The sequence below is a fragment of the Rhizobium sp. CFBP 8762 genome, from assembly GCF_014841565.1.
Taxonomy (GTDB): Bacteria; Pseudomonadota; Alphaproteobacteria; order Rhizobiales; family Rhizobiaceae; genus CFBP-8762.
The window spans coordinates 15,121-41,457 of the sequence record NZ_JACYUD010000013.1 but is presented as its reverse complement, the minus strand read 5'-3'; the positions used below and the strand labels follow the sequence as shown (position 1 = coordinate 41,457).

General features: G+C 56.8%; 27 protein-coding genes, 1 tRNA gene and 1 pseudogene. 13 read left to right on the top strand and 16 right to left on the bottom strand.

The annotated features are described in order from the left end of the window. From IFT84_RS20915 to IFT84_RS20895, 5 genes are all read right to left on the bottom strand, one after another. The coding region (locus tag IFT84_RS20915; RefSeq protein WP_446737588.1) for an electron transfer flavoprotein subunit beta/FixA family protein at positions 1-194 on the bottom strand (194 nt) is incomplete at its 3' end. A gap of 130 nt (positions 195-324) precedes the next feature. Continuing rightward, complete coding sequence (locus tag IFT84_RS20910; RefSeq protein ID WP_192122567.1) at positions 325-1,104, bottom strand: rhomboid family intramembrane serine protease; 780 nt, start codon at positions 1,102-1,104, stop codon at positions 325-327. 120 nt (positions 1,105-1,224) lie between these two features. Then, positions 1,225-1,803: a cob(I)yrinic acid a,c-diamide adenosyltransferase gene (locus IFT84_RS20905; protein ID WP_192122566.1), complete on the bottom strand. Its 579-nt coding sequence runs from the start codon at positions 1,801-1,803 to the stop codon at positions 1,225-1,227. A gap of 17 nt (positions 1,804-1,820) precedes the next feature. Beyond that, complete coding sequence (locus IFT84_RS20900) at positions 1,821-2,018, bottom strand: twin transmembrane helix small protein (protein ID WP_192122565.1); 198 nt, start codon at positions 2,016-2,018, stop codon at positions 1,821-1,823. A 45-nt stretch (positions 2,019-2,063) separates the two neighbouring features. Continuing rightward, the gene (locus IFT84_RS20895) at positions 2,064-2,897 is read right to left on the bottom strand and encodes an SDR family oxidoreductase (RefSeq protein WP_192122564.1); all 834 of its coding nucleotides are present in this window, start codon (positions 2,895-2,897) and stop codon (positions 2,064-2,066) included. 88 nt (positions 2,898-2,985) lie between these two features. Between IFT84_RS20895 and IFT84_RS20890 the strand changes: the two genes are divergently transcribed. Beyond that, positions 2,986-3,879: a YihY/virulence factor BrkB family protein gene (locus tag IFT84_RS20890; RefSeq protein ID WP_192122563.1), complete on the top strand. Its 894-nt coding sequence runs from the start codon at positions 2,986-2,988 to the stop codon at positions 3,877-3,879. Here IFT84_RS20890 and gluQRS read toward each other — a convergent pair. Beyond that, positions 3,865-4,713 (bottom strand): annotated as a pseudogene (gene gluQRS, locus IFT84_RS20885) (tRNA glutamyl-Q(34) synthetase GluQRS). The gene IFT84_RS20890 and the pseudogene gluQRS sit on opposite strands and share 15 nt — an antisense overlap. Positions 4,714-4,794: 81 nt before the next feature. Here gluQRS and IFT84_RS20880 point away from each other — a divergent pair. Beyond that, positions 4,795-5,433, top strand: coding sequence for a DNA-3-methyladenine glycosylase family protein (locus tag IFT84_RS20880; RefSeq protein WP_192122562.1), 639 nt, complete (start codon positions 4,795-4,797; stop codon positions 5,431-5,433). 94 nt (positions 5,434-5,527) lie between these two features. Then, positions 5,528-6,085 carry an HNH endonuclease gene (locus IFT84_RS20875; protein WP_192122561.1) on the top strand — a complete coding sequence of 186 codons (558 nt, stop codon included), beginning with the start codon at positions 5,528-5,530 and terminating at the stop codon, positions 6,083-6,085. Here IFT84_RS20875 and IFT84_RS20870 read toward each other — a convergent pair. Next, entirely contained in the window at positions 6,076-6,591 is a 516-nt protein-coding gene (locus tag IFT84_RS20870) for a disulfide bond formation protein B (RefSeq protein WP_192122560.1), read from the bottom strand. The genes IFT84_RS20875 and IFT84_RS20870 overlap by 10 nt on opposite strands. Before the next feature lie 13 nt (positions 6,592-6,604). Further along, on the bottom strand, positions 6,605-7,192 hold the full coding sequence (locus tag IFT84_RS20865; protein ID WP_192122559.1) for a YqaA family protein: 588 nt from the start codon (positions 7,190-7,192) through the stop codon (positions 6,605-6,607). Positions 7,193-7,374: 182 nt separating this feature from the next. Between IFT84_RS20865 and IFT84_RS20860 the strand changes: the two genes are divergently transcribed. Then, positions 7,375-7,459 (top strand) — tRNA-Leu (locus IFT84_RS20860). 80 nt (positions 7,460-7,539) lie between these two features. On the opposite strand, the gene IFT84_RS20855 is transcribed toward IFT84_RS20860, so the two are convergent. From IFT84_RS20855 to ada, 4 genes are all read right to left on the bottom strand, one after another. Beyond that, entirely contained in the window at positions 7,540-8,619 is a 1,080-nt protein-coding gene (locus IFT84_RS20855; protein ID WP_206757424.1) for an acyltransferase family protein, read from the bottom strand. Positions 8,620-8,641: 22 nt separating this feature from the next. After that, complete coding sequence (locus IFT84_RS20850; RefSeq protein WP_192122557.1) at positions 8,642-9,763, bottom strand: glycosyltransferase family 4 protein; 1,122 nt, start codon at positions 9,761-9,763, stop codon at positions 8,642-8,644. 94 nt (positions 9,764-9,857) lie between these two features. Then, complete coding sequence (locus IFT84_RS21820; RefSeq protein ID WP_446737634.1) at positions 9,858-10,271, bottom strand: methylated-DNA--[protein]-cysteine S-methyltransferase; 414 nt, start codon at positions 10,269-10,271, stop codon at positions 9,858-9,860. Positions 10,272-10,336: 65 nt separating this feature from the next. Continuing rightward, positions 10,337-11,404, bottom strand: coding sequence for a bifunctional DNA-binding transcriptional regulator/O6-methylguanine-DNA methyltransferase Ada (ada, locus tag IFT84_RS20840; RefSeq protein ID WP_192122555.1), 1,068 nt, complete (start codon positions 11,402-11,404; stop codon positions 10,337-10,339). 358 nt (positions 11,405-11,762) lie between these two features. On the opposite strand from ada, the gene IFT84_RS20835 reads away from it, so the two are divergent. From IFT84_RS20835 to IFT84_RS20825, 3 genes are all read left to right on the top strand, one after another. After that, positions 11,763-12,761: an ABC transporter substrate-binding protein gene (locus IFT84_RS20835; protein ID WP_192122554.1), complete on the top strand. Its 999-nt coding sequence runs from the start codon at positions 11,763-11,765 to the stop codon at positions 12,759-12,761. Between the two features lie 182 nt (positions 12,762-12,943). Next, complete coding sequence (locus IFT84_RS20830) at positions 12,944-13,831, top strand: ABC transporter permease (protein WP_192122553.1); 888 nt, start codon at positions 12,944-12,946, stop codon at positions 13,829-13,831. Positions 13,832-13,933: 102 nt separating this feature from the next. Further along, positions 13,934-14,950, top strand: a complete 1,017-nt coding sequence (locus IFT84_RS20825) for a zinc-binding alcohol dehydrogenase family protein (RefSeq protein ID WP_192122552.1) — start codon at positions 13,934-13,936, stop codon at positions 14,948-14,950. 114 nt (positions 14,951-15,064) lie between these two features. Here IFT84_RS20825 and IFT84_RS20820 read toward each other — a convergent pair whose 3' ends face one another. The 3 genes from IFT84_RS20820 to secA form a co-directional block, all read right to left on the bottom strand. Further along, a complete protein-coding gene (locus tag IFT84_RS20820) occupies positions 15,065-16,327 on the bottom strand; it encodes a GNAT family N-acetyltransferase (protein WP_192122551.1) in 1,263 nt (420 codons plus the stop codon). After that, entirely contained in the window at positions 16,327-17,679 is a 1,353-nt protein-coding gene (locus IFT84_RS20815) for a lipopolysaccharide biosynthesis protein (protein WP_197975630.1), read from the bottom strand. The genes IFT84_RS20820 and IFT84_RS20815 overlap by 1 nt, the downstream gene beginning before the upstream one ends. A gap of 78 nt (positions 17,680-17,757) precedes the next feature. Beyond that, a complete protein-coding gene (gene secA, locus IFT84_RS20810) occupies positions 17,758-20,472 on the bottom strand; it encodes a preprotein translocase subunit SecA (RefSeq protein ID WP_192122549.1) in 2,715 nt (904 codons plus the stop codon). 263 nt (positions 20,473-20,735) lie between these two features. Between secA and IFT84_RS20805 the strand changes: the two genes are divergently transcribed. The 5 genes from IFT84_RS20805 to IFT84_RS20785 all read left to right on the top strand — a co-directional run bounded on the left by IFT84_RS20805 (position 20,736) and on the right by IFT84_RS20785 (position 24,604). After that, on the top strand, positions 20,736-21,608 hold the full coding sequence (locus IFT84_RS20805; protein ID WP_192122548.1) for a peptidylprolyl isomerase: 873 nt from the start codon (positions 20,736-20,738) through the stop codon (positions 21,606-21,608). Between the two features lie 73 nt (positions 21,609-21,681). After that, complete coding sequence (gene argJ, locus IFT84_RS20800) at positions 21,682-22,920, top strand: bifunctional glutamate N-acetyltransferase/amino-acid acetyltransferase ArgJ (protein WP_192122547.1); 1,239 nt, start codon at positions 21,682-21,684, stop codon at positions 22,918-22,920. 28 nt (positions 22,921-22,948) lie between these two features. Next, positions 22,949-23,719 (top strand): GNAT family N-acetyltransferase, encoded by a 771-nt coding sequence (locus IFT84_RS20795; RefSeq protein ID WP_192122546.1) that lies wholly within the window; start codon positions 22,949-22,951, stop codon positions 23,717-23,719. Further along, positions 23,716-24,126 carry an 8-oxo-dGTP diphosphatase MutT gene (mutT, locus tag IFT84_RS20790; RefSeq protein ID WP_192122545.1) on the top strand — a complete coding sequence of 137 codons (411 nt, stop codon included), beginning with the start codon at positions 23,716-23,718 and terminating at the stop codon, positions 24,124-24,126. The genes IFT84_RS20795 and mutT overlap by 4 nt, the downstream gene beginning before the upstream one ends. Positions 24,127-24,277: 151 nt before the next feature. Continuing rightward, positions 24,278-24,604: a hypothetical protein gene (locus IFT84_RS20785; protein ID WP_192122544.1), complete on the top strand. Its 327-nt coding sequence runs from the start codon at positions 24,278-24,280 to the stop codon at positions 24,602-24,604. Here IFT84_RS20785 and IFT84_RS20780 read toward each other — a convergent pair. Beyond that, positions 24,601-25,485: a methyltransferase domain-containing protein gene (locus tag IFT84_RS20780; RefSeq protein ID WP_192122543.1), complete on the bottom strand. Its 885-nt coding sequence runs from the start codon at positions 25,483-25,485 to the stop codon at positions 24,601-24,603. The genes IFT84_RS20785 and IFT84_RS20780 overlap by 4 nt on opposite strands. An 84-nt stretch (positions 25,486-25,569) precedes the next feature. On the opposite strand from IFT84_RS20780, the gene IFT84_RS20775 reads away from it, so the two are divergent. Continuing rightward, positions 25,570-26,325, top strand: coding sequence for a ComF family protein (locus IFT84_RS20775; RefSeq protein WP_446737635.1), 756 nt, complete (start codon positions 25,570-25,572; stop codon positions 26,323-26,325). The last annotated feature ends 12 nt before the right edge of the window (positions 26,326-26,337 follow it).

The following is a 26,337-nucleotide window of genomic DNA, read 5'->3' as shown; positions in this document are numbered from 1 at the left end:
GGACCGATGGACACGACGACAACTTCGGAAGCCTTGCCAGCCTCTTTCAGGCGCAGCGCTTCTTCCACCGAGATTTCGTCGAACGGGTTCATCGACATCTTCACATTGGCCAGTTCCACGCCTGAACCATCCGGCTTGACGCGTATCTTGACGTTGTAGTCCACAACCCGCTTGACCGTGACCAGTACCTTCATATGTTCAATTCCTTCCCCAGCAGACGCACGAAAATGCGATACTTCAGACCCGCGTGATAGTCGATTGACGACATCGATACGCGTTTTTTCTCCAATTACAACAGACGTTTCATGGCATCCTTAAACTTCTTCAGGAACGGCCCCAACGTGTCGGTTCCGGCTCCGCTTGGGTTTGCGGGACCGGAATTTCAGGTTTTTCGTGCGCAACGGCCTTTGGTGTCACGATGGTGCGGTCGAACAATGGCACATCGGTACGTCGCAAAAAGACAATCAACAAAGACCCGGTCACGATACCGCCGACATGGGCTGCCCAGGATACGCCGCTGTCCTGATTGATAACCAGCATGTAGACCTGCTGACCGATCCACAGCGCAAGCGGAATGAAGGCGGGCAGGGGAAGCGGTATGCGGAAAAAGACGAGGACCCAGACCCGCACCTTCGGATGCAGCAGAAAATAGGCCGCTACCACGCCGGAAATCGCGCCGGATGCACCAATCAGTGGTGCTTCGGACTGCGGGTTGATCAAACCATGCGCCAACGCACCGGCCGCAGCACACAAAAGGTAGAAGCAGAGAAATCGAAAATGCCCCATGGCATCCTCGACATTATCGCCGAAGACCCAGAGGAACAGCATGTTCATGCCGAGATGGGTAATGTCCCCATGCAGAAACGCGTAGGTGATATAGGTGGCATATGGGGGCACCAGCACGGAGGCCGGGTCGATATACGCGAAATTGAAGGCCACCGCCGGAATGTAGCCAAGCCCCAGCACCGCAGCATTGGCAAACTGGTCGCTGGCAACCGGCCCCGTCAGCAGCCACACAACGATGTTGGCGAGGATCAGGGCAATCGTGACATATTGCTTGCGAATATGTTTCAGGGAATTTCGATCGTAGAGCGGAATGAACATGAAATTCCCTGAACAAGACTAGAGCATAATCCGACCGGAGCGAAGCGAGGATCGAAAAGATTATGCTCACAAATAAACGACTTAGAGCGCCGATCTGATTCAATCAGATCGAATAGCGTTCTAGCGGTTTTTGCCGGGGACCCACAGCACATCGGCGCGGCCCTGGTCGTTGACCCAGCGCGCCGCCACGAACAGAAAGTCCGATAAACGGTTGACATAGGCCAGCGCCTCGCGGCTCACCACTTCCCCGTCTGTCTTCGACAACGCCACCATGTCGCGCTCTGCGCGCCGGGCAATGGTGCGCGCCACATGCAGGGCTGCGGATGCGGCACTGCCGCCGGGCAGCACGAAGGAGGTCAACGGCTGGAGATCGGCGTTTAACCGGTCGATTTCCTGCTCGATTCGGTCCACCTGTTGGCTAACGATGCGCAACGGCTCCCATTCCGGTTTTTCTCCCGTGTCAGGGGTTGCGAGATCGGCCCCGAGATCGAACAGGTCATTCTGGATCCGCATCAGCATGGCATCGAGGTCTGGCAGATCAGCGGTGTACTGGCGGGCGACGCCAAGATAGGAATTGGCCTCGTCGACGGTACCATAGGCTTCCACGCGCAGATCGGCTTTCAGGCGACGGGGGCCGGAAACCAGACCTGTCGTGCCGTCGTCACCGGTTTTCGTGTAGATTTTATTGAGCTTGACCATGATCGGACCCCTTCAACTTATCGACCGCCGCCCGTTATCCAGAGCGTAAACATGATGAGAAGAATGGCTACCGCCTGTAGCAGGATGCGGGCCTGCATCAGCTTGTTGGATGTATTGCCGCTGCCGCCGCGCGCCATATTGACGAGACCGCGCACCAGCACAATGGCGACAAGGCCCATGACGATCAGGGTCAGAACTGTAAGAAAAGTGGACATGGGACCATTCGATTTTTGGTTGCTGGGCGATTTTGGTTGATAGATTCAGCCGAACTTGGCGATGATGCGGTAGAACGTGGCAGCGGGCAAAAGCTTCTTCAAAAGCATACCCTGCTTTGCAGGCGTCGTAACAGGGTAGTGGGGCTTTGGATTTCTAGCCGTCAACGCATGGGCGAGAACCTTGTACACGGCATCCGGTTCCAGCTTGCCCTTGGCCGGCGGCGCCTCGCCCTTCAAGCGGCGCAACTGGCGGCGATAGTCTTCTGCATGAACCGAGTTCTCCACATCAATGTTCTTCTCGACATGAAGTAGCGCATTGGCGGTAAATTTCGAGGCGATGGGGCCGGGCTCAATCAGGCTGACGTGAATGCCGGTGCCGCTCAGTTCCATGCGCAGGGTCAGGCTTAGCCCTTCCAGCGCAAATTTGGAGGCGTTATAGGCCCCGCGCCAGCGATAGGGCACAATGCCAAGCACCGACGAGCACTGCACGATGCGGCCATGACCCTGACGGCGCATGATGGGAATGACCTGCCGTGTCAACTCATGCCAGCCGAACACGTTGGTTTCGAACTGCTGACGCAGCACCTCCGTGGTCAGGTCTTCCACCGCGCCGGGCTGACCATAGGCACCGTTGTTGAACAGCGCATCCAGCGTGCCGCCGGTGCGGGTGAGCACCGCTTTGACCAGACTCGAAATGGTATCAGGCTGCGTATAGTCCATGATGAACGCCTCAATGCCGTCCGAGGTCAGCGCTTTCAGGTCTTCTGTTTTGCGCACGGTGGCAAACACCCGCCAGCCATCCCGCTGCAAGGCACGCGCGCACCATGCGCCAATGCCGGATGAACAACCGGTGATGATGATGCTGCGTTGTGCTTTCATACATACGATCCCTGTATAAATCGGATCAGCTTTCCCATATCTAGTCGCTCCTTACAATTGCGATAGCCGATGCCAAGACGGAGATTACATGCCTGTAGCCCTCAAAATGGCTTATAAAGTAATTTTTGATGCACTGTGGCATTTTAGCGATGACGATGGGTGGGCCATGGCCAGCCATATTGCGCTGTCCACCCTGTTGGCCTTGTTTCCGTTTCTCATCTTTGGTGCAGCGCTCGGCAATTTTCTGGGTGCGGACCAGTTTTCCGCAACTGCCGTTCATCTGATTTTCGATACATGGCCGGAAGTCATCGCCAAGCCGATCTCGGATGAAGTGGTGCGGGTGCTGACCATCCCGCGCGGTGGCTTGCTGACGGTATCGGTGCTGGCTGCAGCCTACTTCGCCTCCAACGGCGTCGAGGCCTTGCGGGTATCGCTGAATCGGGCATACCGCGTGCCGGAAACCCGGCCATGGTATGCCACCCGTCTTGCGAGCCTTGGTTTCGTCATTGCTGGGGTGTTGAGCCTTGTCGCGGTCAGCATCGGGCTGGTCGCGGCACCGCTGGCGCTGAACTTTACCTATCGGTTTATTCCCGGTTTGCGCGAATTTCTGTCGCTCATCGGCAATTGGGGTCTGGTGGTTGCGCTCGTGGTTCTCACCATTGGCCTGGTGGTCTGCCATCTCTGGCTACCCGATGGCCGGCGCAAGATCATGGATGTGGTGCCGGGAATTCTGTTAACTTTGCTGCTCTGGTCTACCGGTGCCTACGCCTTTGCTTATTATCTCTCTATGTTTGCCAATTACGCTGCAACCTATGCCGGTCTGGCCTCGCTGATGATCGCACTGGTTTTTCTCTATATGGTAGGCATGATTTTCATCATCGGCGCCGAAATCAATGCGGCGATCATGAAATTCAAAGTAAAACGCATGGTCATCCGCAGCTTTCGCTCGTCTGAGGAAAAACGCCTGTCAGAGGTTCAGTAGCGAACGGATGGTGCCGGGGGTGCAACCTTCCGCGCGCAGCTGGTGGAGCCCCTTGTCCCCGTTGCTTTTGGCAAGCTTACGGCCATCCGGTCCCGTGATCAGGCGATGGTGGTGATACACCGGCTCGGGCAAATCCAGCAGATGCTGCAGCAGGCGATGGATGGACGTGGATGAGAAGAGATCGAGGCCGCGCACCACATGCGTGACCCCCTGAACTGCATCGTCCAGCGTGGCCGCCAGATGATAGCTGGCCGGAGCATCCGAGCGGGACAGAATCACATCGCCCTAGACTGCCGGGTTGGCCTGGACAATACCCTTCTGGCCATCCCCGGTTTCCTGCCATGTGAGGATCTCGCCAACGTCCTGCAAAGCGCGTTGCATATTGAGCCGCCACGCATGGTGTTCGCCATTGTCCAATCTGCGTTGACGTTCGCTCGCGTCCATGTCGCGCTCGAATGTCGGGTAGAGCGGTGTGCCATCGGGGTCTTTCGGCCAGTCGGCGGTGGTCTGTGCTCTCACCTCCTTGCGCGTGAGAAAGGCAGGGTAGACAAGGCCGCGAGCTTGAAGTCGCTCCAGCGCGTGCGCGTAGTCGGCGAAATGGTCTGATTGTCGCCGCACCGGTGTCTCATAGGAGACGCCAAGCCAGTTCAGATCGTCGTAAATCCCCGCCTTGAATTCGGGCGCACACCGGACGCGATCGATATCCTCGATCCGCAGCAGCAGACGCCCGTTCCCTGATTCTGCCATCGTCTGATTCAGCAATGCCGAAAAAGCGTGGCCCAGATGCAGGCGGCCATTCGGACTGGGGGCGAAGCGAAAAACCGGCTGAGACATCGAAGAGGCAGAAAGAGGCGACATGTCCAAGGTTTTGCCATAGAAATTGTGTCTTGCCTATGTCCAGAAGAGGCTGATGGTATGCAGATCATTCATACCCATGAGGATATGACAGCGGGTCTCAATGGCCTGATGATGCTGGATGCGCGGCTGATTGCCGTTGTGGAAAAAGCAGGCCCGGTGCCTTTGCGCCGAACCCCGCCCGGCTTTCCCAGCCTTGCCGATATCATCGTGTCGCAAATGGTTTCCAAAGCCAGTGCCCGTGCTATCTGGCAGCGGCTGGAACAGGTCTGCGGTATGGTGACGCCGGAGGCTGTACTAGGGCTGGATGAAGAAGCCTCCCGGCGTATCGGGCTCTCCCGTGCCAAATTCTCCACCTTGCAGGCTGCCGCGCATGCAGTCGCCTCCGGTGCGCTGGATCTTTATTCCGTGTGCGAGATGGAGCCGCATCTTGCCATATCATCGCTCACCAAAATCCGGGGTATCGGGCGCTGGACTGCGCAAGTGTATCTTGTGTTTTGCGCGGGCCATCCCGATATATTTCCAGTGGGCGATGTTGCTTTGCAAAATGCCGTTGGACACGGTCTGTCTTTGGGCATGCGGCCAAGTTTAGTAGAACTGGATGTTGTTTCTGCTGCGTGGTCACCGTGGCGCAGCGTCGCCGCCCGCCTGTTCTGGGCCTATTATGCACGGCAGATTCGCCGGGATAGTGGGGTTTGAACAATACCGCTGAATTTTAGCGTTTTATCTTCACAATTCTGTTGCAACGCGCTTAGTATATATTTGCAGGTGCCGTATCGATCAGGAGACTAGCTTGACGATTGCAGTTTCACCACAAGGCCTTCCGGCGCTCGTTCTGAACGCCGACTTTCGGCCGCTGAGTTACTACCCCTTGTCGTTGTGGTCCTGGCAGGACGCGATCAAGGCCGTTTTTCTTGACCGTGTGAACATTCTGGCAGAATACGACCACTCGGTTTCATCCCCAAGCTTTTCCATGCGGCTTCCAAGCGTCGTGTGCCTGAAAAGCTATGTTCAGCCCTCCCGCCACCCGGCCTTTACCCGATTCAATGTGTTTTTGCGGGATAAGTTTGAATGCCAGTATTGCGGCTCACCGGATGATCTGACCTTCGATCACGTCATTCCGCGGCGGGCAGGCGGGCAGACGACCTGGGAAAACGTCGTGGCGGCCTGTTCACCGTGCAATCTGCGCAAGGGCGGCAAAATGCCCAAGCAGGCGGGCATGTTTCCGCACCAGAAGCCGTATGCGCCCACAGTGCAGGATTTGCACAACAACGGGCGGCATTTTCCACCCAATTTTCTGCACGAAAGCTGGATGGATTATCTCTATTGGGATGTCGAGCTTCAACCCTGACCCTTGCTCACGCCCCAGAAGGCGACAGCGGCAAGCGCGAGGCTGGCGAGAACATTCCACCCGGCAAAGGACAGGCCGAGAACGCGCAGCGATGCGTCCGAGCAGGATGGCGGCTTGACCGCATCCAGATCCCCCAGCAGGTTGCCGGCGCTGGTGGTAACGGACGGTGCGCTGGTGGCGCAGGTTGCTGGTCCTGCCCAGAAATGCCACTCCACCCCTGCATGGTAGACGGCAATACCCGCGCCAATCAGCATCACAACGCCGATAATGGCGAGCAAGACCCGCACGGTCCATAGCGGCAGGTGAAAGGCGATGAAGGCAATCGCCAGAATGCCAAGCGGAATAGCAAAATAATAGGGATCGCGTTGTACAAGGCACAGCGCGCATGGCACGTAACCACCCAGATGCTGGAAGCCAAGCGCGCTTGCGACCGTGACAATCATGCCAAGGGTAACGATGAGCGTTGCCGTCAACGGCCGGGAAGGCGCAACAGGTGTTCTTTCCATCAGAAATCCCACTTCAGATCAGGGTGCGGTACGCACCATACAAAAGAATCAGTATGAACGCGCCCAACCCTGCAATCAGGCCAAGCTTATTCTCGATAAAGTGCCTGATACTTTCGCCATAGCGCTGCAACAGCCAAGCCAGCACCAGAAAACGGGCACCGCGGGCAATGATGGCAGACACCACGAACAGGCCAAAATTGATATTGACCGCGCCCGCCAGGATCGTCACGACCTTGATGGGGGGCAGGTGTGCCAGGCCGGATGTGACCAGCAGCAGCACCATCATCTCATAGCTGACGGAGCTCTTCATCTGCTCGAACACATCGAGCTTGCCGTAAAACTCCAGAACAGGGCGTGCGATGGCCTCGAAGGCAAAATGGCCGAGCAGCCAGCCAGCCATGCCGCCAAGAACTGAAAACACCGTGGCAATAATGGCGTAGCGCCACGCCTTTTCCGGCTTAGACAGCGCCATCGGTACAAACAGCACATCGGCAGGCACCAGAAAAACCGAGCTTTCGACGAAGGCGATCACGCCGAGCCAGGCTTCAGCGGATTTTCTGCCTGCCAGAGACATGGTCCAGTCGTACAATTTGCGCAGCATGCAGATATCCAGTTTTCGTTGCGTTTGCCTTGTAAGCAGGAACGGCCAAGCTGTAAATGCCGCTGGTTATGACTGTGCTCTCACGCATTTGTGAAAGAAGCTGAGTGTTGATGCAAAATCCCAGTTGACCGCACGGAAGCTGTTCGTATAGATCGTCTCCGTCGACCAGACATGACGGCTTTGCGGGTGTGGTGGAATTGGTAGACGCGCTGGACTCAAAATCCAGTTCCGAAAGGAGTGTCGGTTCGAGTCCGACCACCCGCACCATCGTTATCCCCCCGCCGAACATACAGATGCCTTCGTCTGGAAGAGGCTTCAACCTCACTGTCTCAGAACCAGAACACCAGCTACCTTGTTCGAGCGGTTGCATATCGACGCAAGGCGCGCCGCGCGGGACATTCCAGCAGCGAATAGGACGCCTGGGAGACAATGGTGAGGGCTGCGATAAAGCCGAACAACATGGCGGGCTGTGAAAATACCGTTCGGGCATAGCCTAGGCTGTCCAGGACCAGAGCGAAGATTAGCTGTAGTGGAAAATGCCACAGGTAGATCGAAAAGCTGACGTCCCCCAGCCATTTCAGCGCCCGGTTGGCAACCGGCCAGCAGAAATTTACCGCTGCCAGAGCTACAATCGTTACAGGAAAAGCAATGGTGTTGAGCAGGAGCTGGCGGCTCGCTGGAAACGCGGCGATTGCCAACCAGCAGATGACGGCAGTCACCACACACAGAAGGATCGTTGCCTTGCGGGACCGCGCAAAACCGTATCGAAATCCGATGAATAAGAGTCCTGCCGCATAAAACTGTGTGAGCCCCATGGCCAATTTGTCGGTCGGTGCTGGCAGACAGTAGCCAAGGAGAAGAAGTGCGGCAAAGGCCAGATACCGAAGTCTTCCCGTCAGGCATGCGCCTACAAGGCTTATGTACAGGAAGATCTCGACCGAAATGGACCAGACCGGTCCATTGAACGACCATCCCTTTTCAAAGCCCCATCCCGACATGAACAGGATATTCAAAACGGCATGGTAGAGGTCGTTATAATTGTAGACGAAGAAATGGCCTTTGTGATGCAGGTAAAGCGCCTGCAATAAAATGACAGCACCGAAGGTGGCATAATAAAGCGGCGCGATTCTACTGAATCGATCTATACAAAATTGACGCACACCGATGTCCCGCCTTGCCAACCGTTCCTCAAACAGCCAGAAAAAAATGACGCCTGAAAGGGCAAAGAACAGCGGCACGGCAAGCCATCCATGCAGATAAAACAGTGAGAAGACTGGAAATAATGGCTGGCTTTCCATGTCGTACTGATAAGGTTTTTCCGGTACGAGATAAAAATGGTGCCAATGCCAGAAGACAACAGCATAGGCGGCAATTCCACGAAGTCCGTCCAGCAGAAGAAGTCGATTTTCGCTCGGTCGGTTCTTCATCATCGGCCTGCGCTAAAGTCTGTCATGGACGGGATGTCTCCAGCAACTCTTGATAGACTGTTGCGTAGGCATCGGCCATGCGGGTTGCAGTAAAGTGTTGCTCGTAGCGCGCCAGCGCCGCTTGTCCGTATCGGGCCGCCAGATCAGGATTGTCCCAAAGGCGCGTCATTGCCTCAGATAATGCCGGTGCATCGTCCGGAGAAACGATAAGACCTGTTACCCCGTCAAGGTTCACAAAGCTGGTTCCGGTACCAATTTCGCAGGAGATCATCGGCTTGGCGAACATGGATGCCTCGACCAGAGACAGGCCGAACGCTTCTGAGCGAAGGTGGGAAGGGAAAACCACGGCGCTGCACAGGTCCAGAAGAGCCACCTTATCCTCATCCTGAACCGGCCCGAGGAAATGAATATTGGTCAGCCCCAACTGTGCCGCTTGTGTTTTCAGGTCCTGTTCGGTCGGCCCGCCACCCACGATCACGATAGGATAGGGGGCAAGCTTGGCCGCATTGAGCAAAATGTGCAGGCCCTTGTAGTAGCGCAGTACGCCGATGAACAGAAAGAAGCGGTCGGGGAGCCGTTCTCGCCATTGCTCTCTTACGGTGTCATCAACCTGTGGATAGGAACTGCGTGCCAGTCCAATGGGAATGACCGTGGTTTTGTCCTTGAAGTCACGCAGTTGCTCGCTGGTTTCCAGATAGTTCGACGAGGTTACGACGATCCGGTCAACGCTGCGCAGAAACCGGCGCATCAGCGGCCTGTACAGTTTCAAAAGTCCATTCTGCTTCACAATATCGGAATGATAGGTAACGAGGCTGGGCTTCTGGACGCGGCTGGCAAAGTGCACGATATCCATGAATGGCCATGGAAAATGATAGTGTATGATGTCTGCTTTTGCGGCCAGTGACGAGAATTTTGAGAACGCATCACGGGAGAATCCGGTCGATGCGAATTCGAAATCCTGCTTCGCCTTATGAGCATGGTGACCGTTGAAGACGACCGAGTTTTCCTCAGGCGTCTTGCTGAGTGACAGAACATCGGTCTCGATCCCATGCTTGGCCGTGCCCGTGGCAATTGCATCAATCGTGCGTTCGATGCCGCCAAACGTATCGGGCCAATAGGTTTTGAAAAAATGAAGAACCCGCATGGACTGGTTATTGATCTCTTTTGTCGGCGCAGCAGTATGAAATCTGAACTCAATGTGTTCTTCATATTGTTCGCGTCAAGAAAAAGAGCAAATTTTATTCTGATCTTACCTTTCGTTCTACGTTGAGCAGATGCTGTTTGCGCTTCACACCCCAGCGATAGCCTGAAAGGGTGCCATCGTTTCGCACAACGCGATGACAGAGAATGACGACCGCAAGGGCGCTGTCAGCGCAGGCATGAACCACAACTCGGACTGCCTTTGGTGCGTCTATTTGCGTTGCAATCTCGGTGTAGCTTGCGGTGTATTCCACGGCGATAGTTCGCAACGCGTCATACACTTGCTGTTGAAAAGCCGTTCCGCGCGATAGCAAATCAGTTTCAACCCAATGCTTGGCCGTACCGGTGGCTATCGCATCAATCGTGCGCGCGACGCCGCGAAACCTATCGGGCCAATAGGTCTTGAAAAAATGAACAACCCGCATTGGCTGGGTATCGAGCTGTTTTGCCACGAAAGAGCATGAAATTTGAACTTAATGTGTTCTTCATATTGTTCGCGACAAGCAGCAGAGCAAATTTAGTCCGATCTTTCCTTGTGTTCTTCGTTAAGCAAGCGCTGCTTGCGCTCTACACCCCAACGATAGCCTGAAAGCGCGCCATCGTTACGCACAACGCGGTGGCAGGGAATGGCAACCGCCAGCGCGTTGGCGGCGCAGGCCTGGGCCACGGCACGGACGGACTTTGGTGCGCCGATCCGTATTGCAATCTCGGTGTAGCTGGCGGTGTGTCCGATAGGGATGGCCCGCAAAGCCTCCCACACCTGCTGTTGAAAGGCGGTTCCACGAATGTCCAGCGGAAGGGTCAAAGCGCGGGAGGGTTGATCGACAAAGGCAATGATGGCAGCAAGGCTTTCATCGAAGGTTGGATCATTACCAATCAGCGTTGCTTTGGGAAAGCGATCCTGCAAATCCTGCAACAAAATGTCGGGGTCGTCGCCGAGAAGGATGCAGCAGACGCCTTTTTCACTGCGCGCGGCCAGCACGAACCCAAGTGTGGATGTGCCGATGCCAAACCAGATCGGCGCTTTTGAACCGCCGTTTTTGTAGTCGGTGGGTGTCATTCCGAGTGTTGCGTCCGTGGTTGCGTAAAAGCGGCTGGCTGTCTGAAAGCCTGAGGCATAAATCGCCTCTGTCACGTTGGCGGTGCCGTATACGTTGTCCCGCAGCCGATCATTGCGTTTTGCCACAGCATATTGGCGCGGGGTAATACCCGTGGCGGCCTTGAACAATCGGTGGAAGTGAAAGGGGCTCAGTCCGGCTGCCTTGGCCAGCGAATCGAGTGAGGGCAGGTTGTCGCTGGCCTCAATCGTTCGGCAGGCGGTCAGGATCAATTCAGATTGCTGTTCCAGTGGATCGCCGGCTTCGGGCCGGCAACGCAGGCAGGGGCGAAAGCCAGCTTTTTCAGCTTCATTGCTCCTACTGAAATACAAGAGGTTTTCCCGCTTTGCGCGGCGCGAAGGGCAGGACGGGCGACAGTATATCCCGGTTGTCTTGACAGCATAGACGAAGGGATCATCGGGCAGGGACTTCCGGCGGACAAGTGCTGACCACCGGGCCGCATCCTGATCTTCATGTGATTGCTGCATGGCGTGGTTCCTCGAAGCCGTAGCTATAGCCTCTTCTAACGTCCTGACGAGAGGACCACATCCCGTTGCTTGCTGTCAAATTTTACCAAAGCTGAACGCGCGCTCAGGTGTACTTGCACGCGCGAACGGCTTGCAAGTCTAAAATGAGCTTTGTTGACGGGCGCAAAGGTAAGGGGTCAGCACCGTAACAACTGTTCTCTCTGCGCCATGCAGTGGCGCATAATTCTATAATCGCAGTGAGTGAAAAACGCTGTTGGCAGATACCGAAAAACTGTGGCAGGCTTGTGAAAAGACAGTAACGGCAAGTGGCTCCTGTTGCTGTTCTACAAAGGAAGCCGCTCAAAAAAGGGGAATAGTGATGAAAACAATTTTGCTCTCAACTGTGCTGGCAGCGGGTACGATGCTGGCGACAGGACAGGTTATGGCTGCGGACTGTGGCACCGTAACGATTGCCAATATGAACTGGCAATCGGCAGAGGTGCTCGCCAATGTCGACAAAATCATTTTAAGCGCAGGCTATGGCTGTCAAGCCGAACTGATCGTTGGCGATACGGTGCCGACGTTGACGTCCATGGCCGAAAAGGGCCAGCCCGATGTGGCGCCGGAGGCCTGGGTGGGTCTGGTGCCGGAGGTGTTGAACCGGGCATATGAAGAAAAGAAACTGATCTCCACAGGCAAGTCATTGGCGGATGGCGGTGTGCAGGGCTGGTGGATTCCCAAATATCTGGCCGATGCCAATCCGGAACTGAAATCCATCAGTGATGTCTTGAAGCACCCTGAACTGTTTCCGGATGCGGAAGATAGCAGCAAGGGCGCTGTGTATAACGGTCCGGCGGGTTGGGGCGGAACGGTGGTCACCACCAATCTGTACAAGGCATTCGACGGCGACAAGGCCGGGTTCCGCCTTGTTGATCCCGGTTCAGCAGCGGGGCTGGATGGCTCGATGGCAAAGGCCTATGAGCAGAAGAAAGGCTGGGTCGGCTATTACTGGGCGCCCACGGCGCTGCTCGGCAAGTATGAGATGGTCAAGCTGGAACACGGCGTTCCTTATGATGAGGCAGAATGGAAGCGGTGCAACACTGTTGCCGACTGCGCAGACCCCAAGCCCAATGAGTGGCCACGCGACACCGTCGAAACCGTGATCACCACCGAGTTTGCCAATCGCGCTGGTGATGCCGTCAACTATCTGAAGGCGCGCAACTGGAGCAACGCGACCGTCAACAAACTGATGGCGTGGATGACCGATAATCAGGCTTCTGGCGAAGAAGGTGCCAAGGAGTTCCTGAAGACGCAACCCGAGCTCTGGACGAAATGGGTTTCGCCAGAGGTTGCCGAGAAGGTCAAAGCCTCCCTTTAAAGGAGATGAAAGCACATGCGATAGAGCATTTCCAGTGAAACGCAGAGATTTTCACGTCCGGACAATGCGGCAAAACAAGGAGTTAGAGCATTTTTGGCGAAAGCAGTTCGTCGAAGATGCTCTAGCGATATCGGGTGTGCTTTCGCATGTCTTGTCGAAGCAGTTGCAAGCGAGCTAACGCCATGGAATGGTTCTATAAATTTCCCAGCATGAATGCCGACAGCCTTCGGGCATTGAAGAAGGCTATCGATGAAGGTTTCCGGGGTTTCACACGCGGCTATGGCGATGTGATCGAAGCGTTGTTCAATCCCTTGAAGGCGTTTCTCATCTGGTCCGAACGGCTGATGACCTCGACACCCTGGCCCATTGTGATTGTGGTGATCGCTGCCATCGCCTGGTTTGCCAGCCGGGATGTTCGCATCACCATCGGCTCGGTGGTGACGTTGCTTCTGATCGGTTATTTTGAAATGTGGGACGATACGATGAAGACGATCTCGATGATCTTCGTCTGTACCATCCTGTCCATTGTCATCGGTATTCCGCTGGGCATCATCATGGCGCGGTCGGACCGTGTTCAGAGGGTCATCAATCCGGTTCTGGATGTGATGCAGACCATGCCAAGCTTCGTCTATCTGATACCGGTGGTGATGTTGTTGGGCATCGGCAAGGTGCCGGGGCTGATTGCGGTGGTCATCTATGCCTTGCCGCCGATGATCCGCCTGACCAATCTGGGCATCCGCCATGTGGATCGCGATGTGCTGGAAGCAGCCGACGCCTTCGGCTCATCCGAATGGCAGACGCTACGAAAGGTGCAGATGCCGCTGGCGCTGCCCACGATTATGGCCGGAATCAATCAAACGATCATGATGGCGCTGGCCATGGTGGTGATTGCATCCATGATCGGCGTGCAGGGTCTGGGGCAACCGGTTTTGAAGGCCATTGCCAACCAGTATTTCACGCTTGGCATTTTCAACGGGTTGGCAATCGTCGGTATCGCCATTCTGTTTGATCGGGTCAGTCAGGCCTATGGAAAGCGGCTGCAACGGCATCAGGAGCAGGTGCACGGGTAGAACGTAACCTTCGGACGCACGATGACATGGCGGTTTTCAATACTATATGTTTCTTCCCGATGTTCTTTCCGGCGGAAACGAACAGGCTGAAAAGGAGAAACTATGCGCGCCGTTGGTTATCAAAATCCACTTTCTATCGACGACCCCGATGCCCTCGTGGATATCGATCTGCCCAAACCAGCGCCGCAAGGTCGTGACCTGCTGATTGAGGTAAAGGCGGTCTCCGTCAATCCTGTCGATACGAAGGTTCGCAAAAATGCGCGGCCGGATGAGGGGCAGTGGAAAGTTCTGGGCTGGGATGCTGCGGGCATCGTGGTTGAAACGGGACCGGATGCGGAGCTGTTTAGTGTTGGCGATGCCGTTTTCTATGCCGGTGCGCTCGGGCGGCCTGGCACGAATGCGGAGTTTCATCTGGTGGATGAGCGCATTGTTGGTGAAAAGCCGAAATCACTGGACTGGGCACAATCAGCGGCCTTGCCATTGACGGCTATTACCGCGTGGGAGGCTCTGTTTGATCGTCTCGATGTCAACAAGCCGGTACCAGGTGGTGCGCGTTCCATTCTGATCGTCGGCGGAGCAGGCGGCGTTGGTTCGATAGCCATTCAACTGGCACGGCAACTGACCGATCTTACCGTTATTGCGACCGCATCCCGCCCGGAAACACAGGATTGGGCGCGCGATCTTGGAGCGCATCACGTCATCGACCACAGCGCAGGTTTGAGCAATGGCATGGCGGCGCTTGGTATCGGTGCACCTTCCTATGTGTTTTCCACCACCCATACGGATGAGCATTTGCCCGATATTGCCGAGCTGATTGCGCCGCAGGGCCGGTTTGCGCTGATCGATGATCCCGGCACGCTGGCGGTCAACGCATTCAAGCAAAAAAGCGTTTCTACGCATTGGGAGTTCATGTTTACCCGCTCCATGTTCGAAACCGATGATATGGAAGAACAGGGGGCCTTGCTCAACGATGTCGCACGGCTGATTGATGATGGCACGTTGCGCACCACCTTTGGCCAGCACTTTGGTGTGATCAACGCTGACAATCTCAAGCGCGCCCACGAACTGCTGGAAAGTCATGCAGCCATGGGCAAGATTGTGCTTGAGAATTTCCAGTAAAAGCGAACTGGCTTTAGAGCATAATCCGACCGGAGCGAAGCGAGGATCGAAAAGATGATGCTTACAAATAAATGACTTAGAGCGCCGATCTGGTTCAATCAGATCGAATACGCTCTAGCGCCGCGTCAATGATCTCAGTTTCTGCCGCAGCATCCGGGCAATCTGACGGGTGTTGCGGTAGAGATGCAGTTGCGCCGCGACCTGCCGCACATCACGGTCTGCGGAGGGTTTCAGGCCGATGATCAGTGTGCCCATATCCTCACGTTCCTTCCAGAAGCGGCTCATGATGGGATGGTCCGGAACGGCGCAGGAATCGGACCGGCTGATGTTTGGATCGTCGAGATTCCATTCCGTGACTTTCATTGCCAGAAGCTTGCCCGGCGAAAAGCTGGCATAGGCTTCGTTGTAGGCCGTTTTCCACGTAAACGCCTCACCACCCATCAGCAATACGATCATGGACGCCAGGACCTGACCATCGAGGCTCAATGTGTGAATGCGCACCGCATCGCTGTCGGCTAGATTGGTAACGGCTTCGCGGGCAAAGGCAGCGTGGTAGCGATCCGTGACCATGGCCGTGCGCTTCTGCCCTTTCCAGCCGCTGGCCTCCAGCGCAAGAAATTCCTCTAGCCGGAAATGAATATCCTGAGGCTGGCGGGCAACGTCATAGATCAGAGCACCATTTTCCGAGAGTTTACGCCATTGGCGCTGCATATCCCGGTAGTGATGCGGTGTGATGGCGTCCTTGAGATAGTTTGGACCATCATCCAGACTGTCGAGCATGGGGCGTTGTACCGTGTCGGTGGTGTCCAACGGCAGGTTAAGGTTGATGGCAACGGCACGGGCGAGCCGCGCGAACGGTCCGTTCAGCCGTAAATCGGGAAACACCAGCACATCCGGCAGGCCGAGGGCTGGGTTGGCGAAGGCCTCCAGCATATGCGACATGCTGTCAACCGCACCCTCGCCATCCAGCAGCGGCGTGCCCAGCGGCGCGAAGGGGTTGGACCAGGCACGGATGATCGATGAACCCAGCGAGTAGCCCGGTCTCTCAATGGTGAAGGGCATCAGGAAACGCAGGCGGCTTCGCGTGCCGTCCTCGTCGCGCAGCAGGGCCAGACGCACGGTGCGCTCGTCCACGCGCGGCATGGCCGGAGCCAGAAAACGGCCCGTGAAAAACACGTTTGGCTCTATGGCGCGATAGGAGAGAAAATCGAGTTCTTCCTGAAGATCATAGCCCATCTGTGCGGTGTAGAGGCAGAACTCCCGGCCCTCCGGGCCAATGGGAACGGCCATATCGGCAGGCGGGGCAACCTTTGACGCTCTGGCAGTGTCGATAAAGCGCGGGCTGTTTGCCCGTCTGGACTTCAGATCTGTACGCATTACCATTTTTCACGCTCAAAAGCAGAGTTCGGCTCCGCGACATTGGAAAACGCAGTCAAAACAACACCAAATCGATAGCGCACCGCCACATGCAGCATCACAGTTTCCACGATCATCGCCGACATTGTTGAAAGTGCCGCGCCCACGGTGCCAAACAAAGGAATAAAGATAACATTGACGATGATGCTGAACATCACGGCACCGCCATAAATCCCTACACACAGCTTTTGTTCCCCGGCCATCATCAGCAACGTTTCTGCAGGGCCGACAAAAGCCTTGCAGGCAATACCGATAAACAGAACGAGCATGAGACTATGCCCTGTAACAAAACTGGTTCCAAACAGCGCGAGCAGCCAAGGGCCTGCGAGCAGAAGAACAACACCAAGCGCCAGCGACGGAAAAAACGTCCAGCGTGCGCTCTCAACCGCGATATGCGATAATTGGGCAGTATTTCCGGCAGCGATGGCATTTGCAAAGCGTGGCCCCGCAGCCGCTTTTACGGCAAAGATGACGAAATTGACCAGCGCAATCACCTTGGCAGCAGCAAAATAGATCGCAACGTCCTCCGGTCTCAAAAAGAACCCGACCATGACCACATCCGAGTTGGTCAACAGAAAGCCGAAGAGCTCAATGACCAGAATGGGTAGCGCTACCGGCAGCCATTTCGCAAATTCCAGTGCATGCGGCTCCCGCGGCACCTGCGCGAGAAGCCGCTTCATGACCAGCAGACATTGCCCCATACTGGTGAGATAGGTGGCAAGCAGAGCTGCTATCAGCGCCACGCGCGCACTGTGGTCGTAACCAAGTGCGGCTGCCAGCTTCATAAAGGCCAGAATGGCCAGAGGCCGCACGATATAGGTGGGACTGAGCGCGATAATGGGCCACCCACTGGCACGCGCAATGCCATCCATCATATCGCCGAGAGCAATCATCGGCAGTATCATCAGGCCAATCGTCAGCGGCACAAGCATGTATGCTTCGATATGCGCACTGACATGCTGCATCGCAAACCAGCCAATAAGCGCCAACAGGCTGGCAGTGCCCATCGCCAGCAAAGGGGCGGCAAGTGTCAGGCCGCGAATGTGGCCGAACTGCCCATCGGCGCGGTATTGCGGCAGAAATCGAATGATTGTGGTGGGAAAACCAAAGCCGGACAGCGTGCCGACGATGATCACCAGAACCCAGACGAAGGTGAAGACACCATAGTCGAAGCCACCCATCAGACGCGCCAGCATAATCTGCGACAGGAAGGCGATTGCCGCGCTGACAATGCGAATAGAAAAAGCAGTCAGCGCAAAACGCTCCGGTGTGCCGGATACCAGCACCCTGCCAGCCAGGATTTGAAACCGCAAAAACCAAGCCACCCTATCCGCCCGCCTTTAGGGTTTAGCCAAAGAAAAACGCCCCGTCAGGGGCGTTCATGTCAGGGATCAAACGGATTCAAAGCTGCCATGGCAGTGCTTGTACTTCTTGCCGGAACCGCATGGGCAGGGCTCGTTGCGCGAGACCTTGCCCCAGGTGGCGGGGTCTTCCGGGTCGCGATTGTGCGGAGCAACCACAAACTGCGGACCGGAGCCATCATTGTCGCCGAAATCATCCTCGCCGGTCAGAGCGTCAATATGGTGGCCTTCCATTTCAGGCAACGGCTGAGGCTCGGCCTCACGCACCAGCTCCACGCGCATCAACTGCGCGGTCACGGCCTGCCGCAGGTTGGCAAGCAGAGCATGAAACAGTTCAAAAGCCTCGGACTTGTATTCCTGCAACGGATCGCGCTGCGCGTAACCCCGGAACCCGATGACCGAGCGCAGATGATCGAGGTTGACGATATGCTCGCGCCACAAATGATCCAGCGTTTGCAGCACGACGGAGCGCTCCACATACAGCATCATATCCGGGCCGAACCGCTCCGCACGGTCCTTCGCGGCGGCATCGGCTGCGGTGCGGATACGCTCTCGGATATCGTCTTCGGCAATGCCTTCCTCGGCAGCCCATTCCACAATCGGCAGATCGAGATTGAGCTGTGTTGCCACTTCGGCTTGCAGGCCAACGGCATCCCACTGCTCCGCATAGGCGCGCTCGGGAATATGCTTGTTGACGAGATCGTCAATGACTTCGTGGCGCATATCGGTCGTGGTTTCGGAAATATCCGGCGAATCCATCAGCTCGATGCGCTGCTCGAAGATCACCTTGCGCTGATCGTTGAGCACGTCGTCGTATTTCAGCAGGTTTTTGCGTGTGTCGAAGTTGCGGGCTTCCACCTTCTTCTGCGCACGCTCCAAAGCCTTGTTAATCCACGGATGGACGATGGCTTCGCCTTCTTTCAGACCGAGCTTCTGCAACATGCTGTCCATCCGGTCCGAGCCGAAAATGCGCATGAGGTCGTCCTGCAACGACAGGAAGAACTTGGAGCGGCCTGGGTCGCCCTGACGACCGGAACGGCCGCGAAGCTGGTTGTCAATCCGGCGGCTTTCATGGCGCTCTGTTGCCAGAACGTAAAGACCGCCAGCGGCCAGCGCCTCTTCCTTCAACCGCTTTACATCGGCAACGATGGCGTCATGCCTGGCATCGCGCTCGGGTCCGGGCTCCACGCCCTCCAGCTCACGCTCCAGACGCATTTCCAGATTGCCGCCGAGCTGGATGTCGGTGCCGCGACCGGCCATGTTGGTGGCAATGGTCACAGCACCGGGTACACCGGCCTGACTGACGATATAGGCTTCCTGCTCATGGTAGCGGGCGTTCAGAACCTGAAAATCCTTGAAGCCTTCCTTGGCGAGAAGCGTGGCCAGAAGCTCCGATTTTTCGATGGACGTGGTGCCGACGAGAACCGGCTGCTTGCGCGACTGTGCTTCGCGAATTTCCACCACGATGGCTTTGTATTTTTCCTCGCCGGTGCGGTAGACTTCATCGCTTTCGTCAATACGCTTGATCGGCAGGTTGGTGGGCACTTCCACCACTTCCAGACCGTAGATATTGCCGAACTCTTCCGCTTCGGTCGAGGCCGTGCCGGTCATGCCGCCCAGCTTGTCGTACATCCGGAAATAGTTCTGGAACGTGACCGATGCCAGCGTCTGGTTTTCCGGCTGGATGGTAACCTTTTCCTTGGCTTCCAGCGCCTGATGCTGACCTTCGGAGTAGCGGCGACCCGGCATCATGCGGCCCGTGAATTCATCGATGATGACGATTTCGTCATCGCGGACGATGTAGTCCTTGTCGCGCTGGAACAGCTTGTGGGCCTTCAGCGCATTGTTGATGTGGTGGACGATGGCAACGTTTTCGACATCATACAGCGTTTCGCCGCGCAGGAGATTGGCGTCGCGCAGCAGGTTTTCCAACTTTTCAGTGCCCACTTCTGAGAAGTTGGCCGAGCGCTGTTTCTCGTCAATTTCGTAGTCTTCCTCCGACAGCATCGGAATGAAGGCGTCGATGGTGTTGTACAGCTCGGAACGATCATCCAGCGGGCCGGAAATGATCAGCGGCGTGCGGGCTTCGTCTACCAGAATGGAGTCGACCTCGTCGACGATGGCGAAGAAGTGGCCGCGCTGCACCATCTGGCCGCGATCATACTTCATGTTGTCGCGCAGATAGTCGAACCCGAGTTCGTTGTTGGTGGCGTAGGTGATGTCACAGGCGTAGGCCGCGCGTCGCTCTTCGTCCGAGAGGCCATGGACGATGACGCCCGTGGTCATGCCGAGAAAGGAATAAATCCGGTTCATGGTCGCCGAATCGCGACTTGCCAGATAGTCGTTGACGGTGACGACGTGCACGCCCTTGGATGCCAGCGCATTGAGGTAGACTGGCAGCGTTGCCACCAGCGTTTTGCCTTCACCGGTTTTCATTTCGGCGATGGAGCGCTCGTGCAGGATAATCCCGCCGATCAACTGCACATCGAAGGGCCTGAGACCAAGAACGCGGCGGGATGCCTCACGCACCACGGCGAAGGCTGGCACCAGAAGATCATCGAGCGTTTTGCCATCTGCCAGTTGCTGGCGAAATTCGACAGTCTTGGCCGCCAGCTGCGCATCTGACAGCGCCTGCATGTCTGCCTCAAGCGCATTGATGGCATTGACGCGGGAAGAATAACCCTTCACGCGGCGGTCATTGGACGAACCGAACAATTTGCGGGCGATGCCGCCGAGACTGACCATTTATATGGCCCTTTCCTTTAATTCCGTGGCCGTACCGCCCGGAACTGATCTGGACGTGAGATTGCGTGACAGATAAGAGGGGGGTCGAATTATGTCAACGGGAGACAGGGGTTTCGCCTTCGTACCACAACGGCCACAATCTGGTGATGTGGACAGGATAATCTGGAATCAGTCCAGTGTTGGAGCATTTGTTTACCGCATTGTCCGGGCATGAAAGCGATTCCGCTTTCACTGGAAATGCTATCATGTGAAAGGTCACAGGAATGAAGACGTACAATAGGCTTGCCGCTGCTGCACTGGTTGCATGGCTTGGCACGACGGCAGCATATGCTCAAGGCGCTGCCGATCCCGTTATCGCCAAGGTTGGAGACGCTGAAATCCATCAGTCTGAAGTCGATCTTGCCATGACCGGTCTTGATCCGCAGCTGGCAAACCTTCCGGACGACCAGAAGCGTGTGGCTGCCTTGTCTGCCGTGATCGACGTCAAGCTTCTGGCCAAGGGTGCCAAGACCGATGGTCTGGAAAACGATACGGGCTTCAAAAACCGCATCGCCTATCTTACCGAGCGCGAGCTGCACAACAGCTACTTCAAGAAGTATGTTGTCGATACCGTGACGCCGGAAGAGGTGAAGGCCCGGTATGAGGCCGAAATGAAGAAGATTCCGCCGCAGGAAGAAGTCAAGGCCAGCCACATTCTGGTGAAGACCGAGGAAGAAGCCAAGGCGATCATCAAGGAACTGGATGGCGGCAAGGATTTCGCAGCCGTTGCGAAGGAAAAATCTACCGACAGCAACAAGGACGATGGCGGCGACCTCGGCTATTTCACCAAGGGCCGCATGGTTCCCGAGTTTGAAACCGCCGCTTTCGCGCTGGAGAAGGGCAAGTATACCAAGGAGCCCGTCAAAAGCCCCTTCGGCTATCACGTCATTCTGCTGACCGACAAGCGCACACAGCCAGCCCCGACATTGGAGCAGGTTGAGCCGCAGGTTCGCCAGCTTGTCATGCGCGACAAGTATGTGGACCTTTTGACCAAGGCTAAGGCTGATGCCGGTGTGGAAATTTCCGACCCGGCCCTGAAGAAGGCCTATGAGGACGTCAACAAACAGGAAGCTGGCGAAGAAAAGCCCGCCGAATAAGTTTTACATGTATTTTGCCCGGGCCGGACACGTCGGTCCGGGCACTTCCGTTCTTCGTTTTATAGGTTGGCCCATGTCCTCTGTTTCGCCGCTTGCTCCAAAATCCTATCCCGATATGCCGGAGGTGCGCGGCGTGCGCATGGCAACGGCAGCGGCGGGCATCAAGTATAAAAACCGCACGGACGTGCTGATGATGGTTTTCGATGCGCCCGCGGCCGTTGCCGGCGTCTTTACGAAATCGCGCTGCCCCTCGGCCCCGGTTGATCTTTGCCGCGAGCATTTGCGTGGCGGCGTTGCCCGCGCGGTTGTCGTCAATTCCGGCAACGCCAACGCCTTCACAGGCAAAAAAGGCCGGGAGGCAACGGCGCTGACGGCGAAGTCGGCGGCAAGCGCGGTCGGTTGCACCGAGACCGAAGTCTTTCTGGCCTCGACAGGCGTGATCGGCGAGCCGCTGGACGCAACAAAGTTTTCCGGTGTTCTAGATGAGCTGAACAGCTCAGCCACGGGTGATTTCTGGCTGGAAGCGGCCAAGGCCATCATGACCACCGATACCTACCCAAAGGTTGCGACACGCAGCGCCGACATTGGTGGTGTTACGGTTACCATCAACGGTATTGCCAAGGGTGCAGGCATGATTGCGCCGGATATGGCAACCATGCTGTCTTTCGTGGTGACGGATGCAGATATCGCACCCGCAGCCCTGCAAACACTGTTGTCAGATGGTGTCGGGCCCACGTTTAATTCGGTGACTGTCGATAGTGACACCTCAACGTCCGATACGCTGATGCTGTTTGCAACGGGGGCTGCCCACGCCGACGGACAGGCGAAAATAACCGATGCGGCGGACCCGGCACTGGCCGGTTTCCGTGATGCACTGAACGCTGTCCTGCACGATCTGGCTTTGCAGGTGGTTCGCGATGGCGAAGGTGCGCGCAAGATGGTGGCGGTGACGGTCGAAGGGGCTGAAAACGATACGGCTGCCAAGCGCATTGCGCTGTCCATCGCCAATTCGCCGCTGGTCAAAACCGCTGTGGCCGGTGAGGATGCCAATTGGGGCCGTGTCGTCATGGCCGTTGGCAAATCCGGCGAGATGGCGGATCGGGACCGACTGGCAATCTGGTTTGGTGATGTGCGCGTTGCCGTCGATGGCGAGCGTGACCCCAGCTATAGCGAGGATGCGGCATCCGCTGTGATGCGCGAGCAGGATATTGCCGTGCGGGTGGAGATTGGTCTGGGTGAAGGCAAGGCCACCGTCTATACCTGTGACCTGACCAAGGAATATATCGAGATCAACGGCGATTATCGTAGCTGACATGATCGCTGTGCAGGACCGAAATGCTATGACCGATTTACCCAGTGTCCGCCGTCTGGAAGCGGTGGCCTTCCGCGCATGGCCGGCGGCCTCGGTCCTTTACGATGGAAGCTGGCTGATCCGCCTGACGGCGGGACATGATTCCAAGCGTCTGAATTCTCTCAATCCGCTGGACCCGTCCGACACGGCCAATATTGCCGTGCGGCTGGAAAAGGCAGCGCGCCGCTTCGCCGATTATGGCCGTCCGCTGACGGTGCGGCAGACCCCTTTGACGCCGCTGCCGCTGGTCTCCCACATGGACGAGCAGGGTTGGAGCAGCCTTGGCGAGACCATCGTCATGCGCGTGGACCTGACCGTCAGCGACCCCGGCGATGGCATGGACCATCTGCCGATCCGCGATGTCGGTCGCTTCGTCGATGCACGGCTTTCGGTTAGCGGTGAGGATGCGTTTCTCAAAGCGGGCCTGAGCGAGATCATCAATGCCATCAAGCCCGAGCGTGGCATGTTCCTGTTTGAAGATGCCAAAAGCGGTCCCGAGGCTGTCTGTCTGGCAGTGCAGGATAATGACATGGCCGGTATTCTCCAGATGATTGTGCGCAAAGACCTGCGTCGGCAGGGCATAGGTTCCGCCATCCTGGGCACCTCGCTGCGGTGGGCGCGTTTGCGCGGCGCCAAGACGGCATGGTTGCAGGTGGAGGCCGATAACGCCCCGGCGATTGCCATGTATCGCACCTTCGGGTTTGGCGAAGTGTATCGCTACACCTACCGCCGTCCCGCTGTTGTCGGTGCGTCCGCATGAGTGCGGCGCGCAAAATCCTTCTGGTAGCGGCCTGTGCGCTCATTGATGCGGATGGTCGTATTCTGCTGGCACAACGGCCGGAAGGCAAATCGCTCGCCGGTCTCTGGGAGTTTCCCGGCGGCAAGGTAGAGGCGGGCGAGACGCCTGAGGAAACGCTGATCCGCGAGTTGAACGAAGAACTCGGTATCACCACGAAGGTTGCGTGTCTCGCGCCGCTGACCTTTGCCAGCCATACCTACGAGACCTTTCATCTGCTGATGCCGCTTTATGTCTGCCGCCGGTTTGAAGGCACGCCGCATGGCCGGGAAGGCCAGGCCATTAAATGGGTGCGCCCGAAAGCCCTGCGCGATTACCCCATGCCACCCGCCGATGAGCCGCTGATTCCATATCTCATGGATCTTTTGTAGGGGATAACCGCCTCATTCCCATTTTAACGGGGAAATTTCCGTTTCGTTAATCAATCTTTTATCCCAGTCCGCCACAGTTACCCCACGGATAAGCTTATCGCAGCGCTGCTCGTCTTTGACGCGTGGTGCTGCCGGTTTTCGGAGACGGGCTATGGTTGATGACGAGTTTTGGAGAACGGTGCAGGAAAAAGAGATGGGATATCATCCCTCTCCGAAGACCGGTGCGCTCAATCTCGCTCTGTTGTTCGGCACGGCGGCCATTGCGCTCACGCTCGTGCTGACGCCGATGCTGTCGTCCAAGACCGACAGCCGCCTGATTGCGAATTCGCCCGTTGATTACGACATGATCCAGACCGGCAGTATTCCTGACGTCAAGGTCAAGAAAAGCGACCGTTACACCGTGCGCGACAGCGCCGTGCAGCCGGTTCCGGGTGCCGTCTGCATTATCGACAGCAACGGCGCGAAAAGCGGCTGTTAATTCTTCAACGGTCGTTCTGAAACCCCAAGTGCATCGGAAAGCCGTGTTTTGGCCGATCCCGGTGCCAGTGGTTTCTGCTGGCTTTCATGCGGTGCCCATCCCGAAATATAGATGACCGAGAAGGTGGCGCGGATGCGCCCGTCCGGATCGGAAAAGCGCTCCGCATAGATTTCGGCGGCCCGCAGAAAAAAGGCTCTGTTGGCCGGGGTCCGGGGGCGGTTGATCAGCGGATTGGTCATGCCCATGATCCGCAGATCGCGCATCAATGCAAAAATCGAATCATAGCGCACCGTGTAATTTTCCGTATCTGCTACCGGAAGGGCGAAGCCCGCACGCTGCAACAGCGCGCCGGTATCACGCACGTCCGCAAAGGGAATCACACGCGGGCTTGCGCCACCGCTCAATTCGCTTTCCGTCTGCAACAGAACATCGCGCAGCTCGCTCAACGTGCCGCTGCCGGGAATGGCCGCCAGAAACAGGCCGTCCGGCTTCAAGGCGCGCCGGATTTGAATGAAGACACCGGGTGTGTCATTGGTGAGATGCAGCGACAGGGGCGAGACGATGAGATTGGTGGACGCCGGCTCAAGCGGCACGATTTCCAGCGGTGACTGGACAAAATCAAGTCCTGCTGTTGCGAAGGCCGTTTCGGTTTCCACCCGTGTCAAATGGTTGATCTTGCCGGTTTCCAGCATGTAGCGCGCCGTCAAGCCGGAATAGCCGTGCAACTCCACAGCCGTCTCGAACTGGCGCTCGACCACGGCCAGCCGTTCCGCCAGATCACGAGCGGCAATCTCCAACAGAAAATCCGCCTTCGGACTGGCCGTTGCAAAAGCGCGGCGTCGTTTCGCTTCTATCAGCGTCTGGTCAAATATCTTGTCCATACGGACGCTCCTTCACACGAATAGATGTCGCAATGGCTCAAACGGCGATATAGTGTCAACTCCATGGTGTTTAAACACGCACGAATGCTGATGACGGCCACCGGGGCAAGCGCAAAACGAGCGTTGGCCTGTGCAGTGGATATCGCGTTTCCGCCGGTATGCGGTGGTTGCGGTGTGTTGATCGCCAGCCCCGGCGGCGTGTGCGCGCAATGTTGGACAACATTGCGGCTGATTGAGCGTCCCTATTGCGAGGTGTTGGGCCTGCCGTTTTCACGCGATATCGGCAAGGGCATCCTGTCGGCGCAGGCAATTGCCGAGCCGCCGGTGTTTGATCGTTTGCGCTCGGTTGCGCTGCATGAGGGCGTGGCGCGAACGCTTGTGCACAAATTGAAGTATCTCGACCGGACGGATCTCGCCCACTCCATGGGACGATGGATGCTGCGCGCCAGTGATGGGACGGTGGACGCCTGTGACGTCATCATTCCCGTTCCCTTGCACCGAGCGCGACTGATTTCGCGCAAATTCAACCAGTCTGCCGAACTGGCGCGGGCCATGGCGAAAGCGGCCAACAAACCTTATCTCGCGGATGTTTTGATTCGCACCAAGCGCACCAGCCAGCAGGTGGGGCTGGGCAAGGCCGCACGGCAGGACAATGTGCGTGGCGCGTTTCGCGTGCGCGAAAACGCGCTGCCGCAGCTTTTTGGCAAGCGCGTGGTTCTCGTGGACGATGTCTACACCACAGGCGCAACCGTTTCGGCGGCAACACGAGTGCTGAAGCGTGCGGGTGTGGCCGATGTCACGGTTTTGACCTTTGCAAGAGCGTTGGCCGCGCCTATATGATGGGTGTTGAAA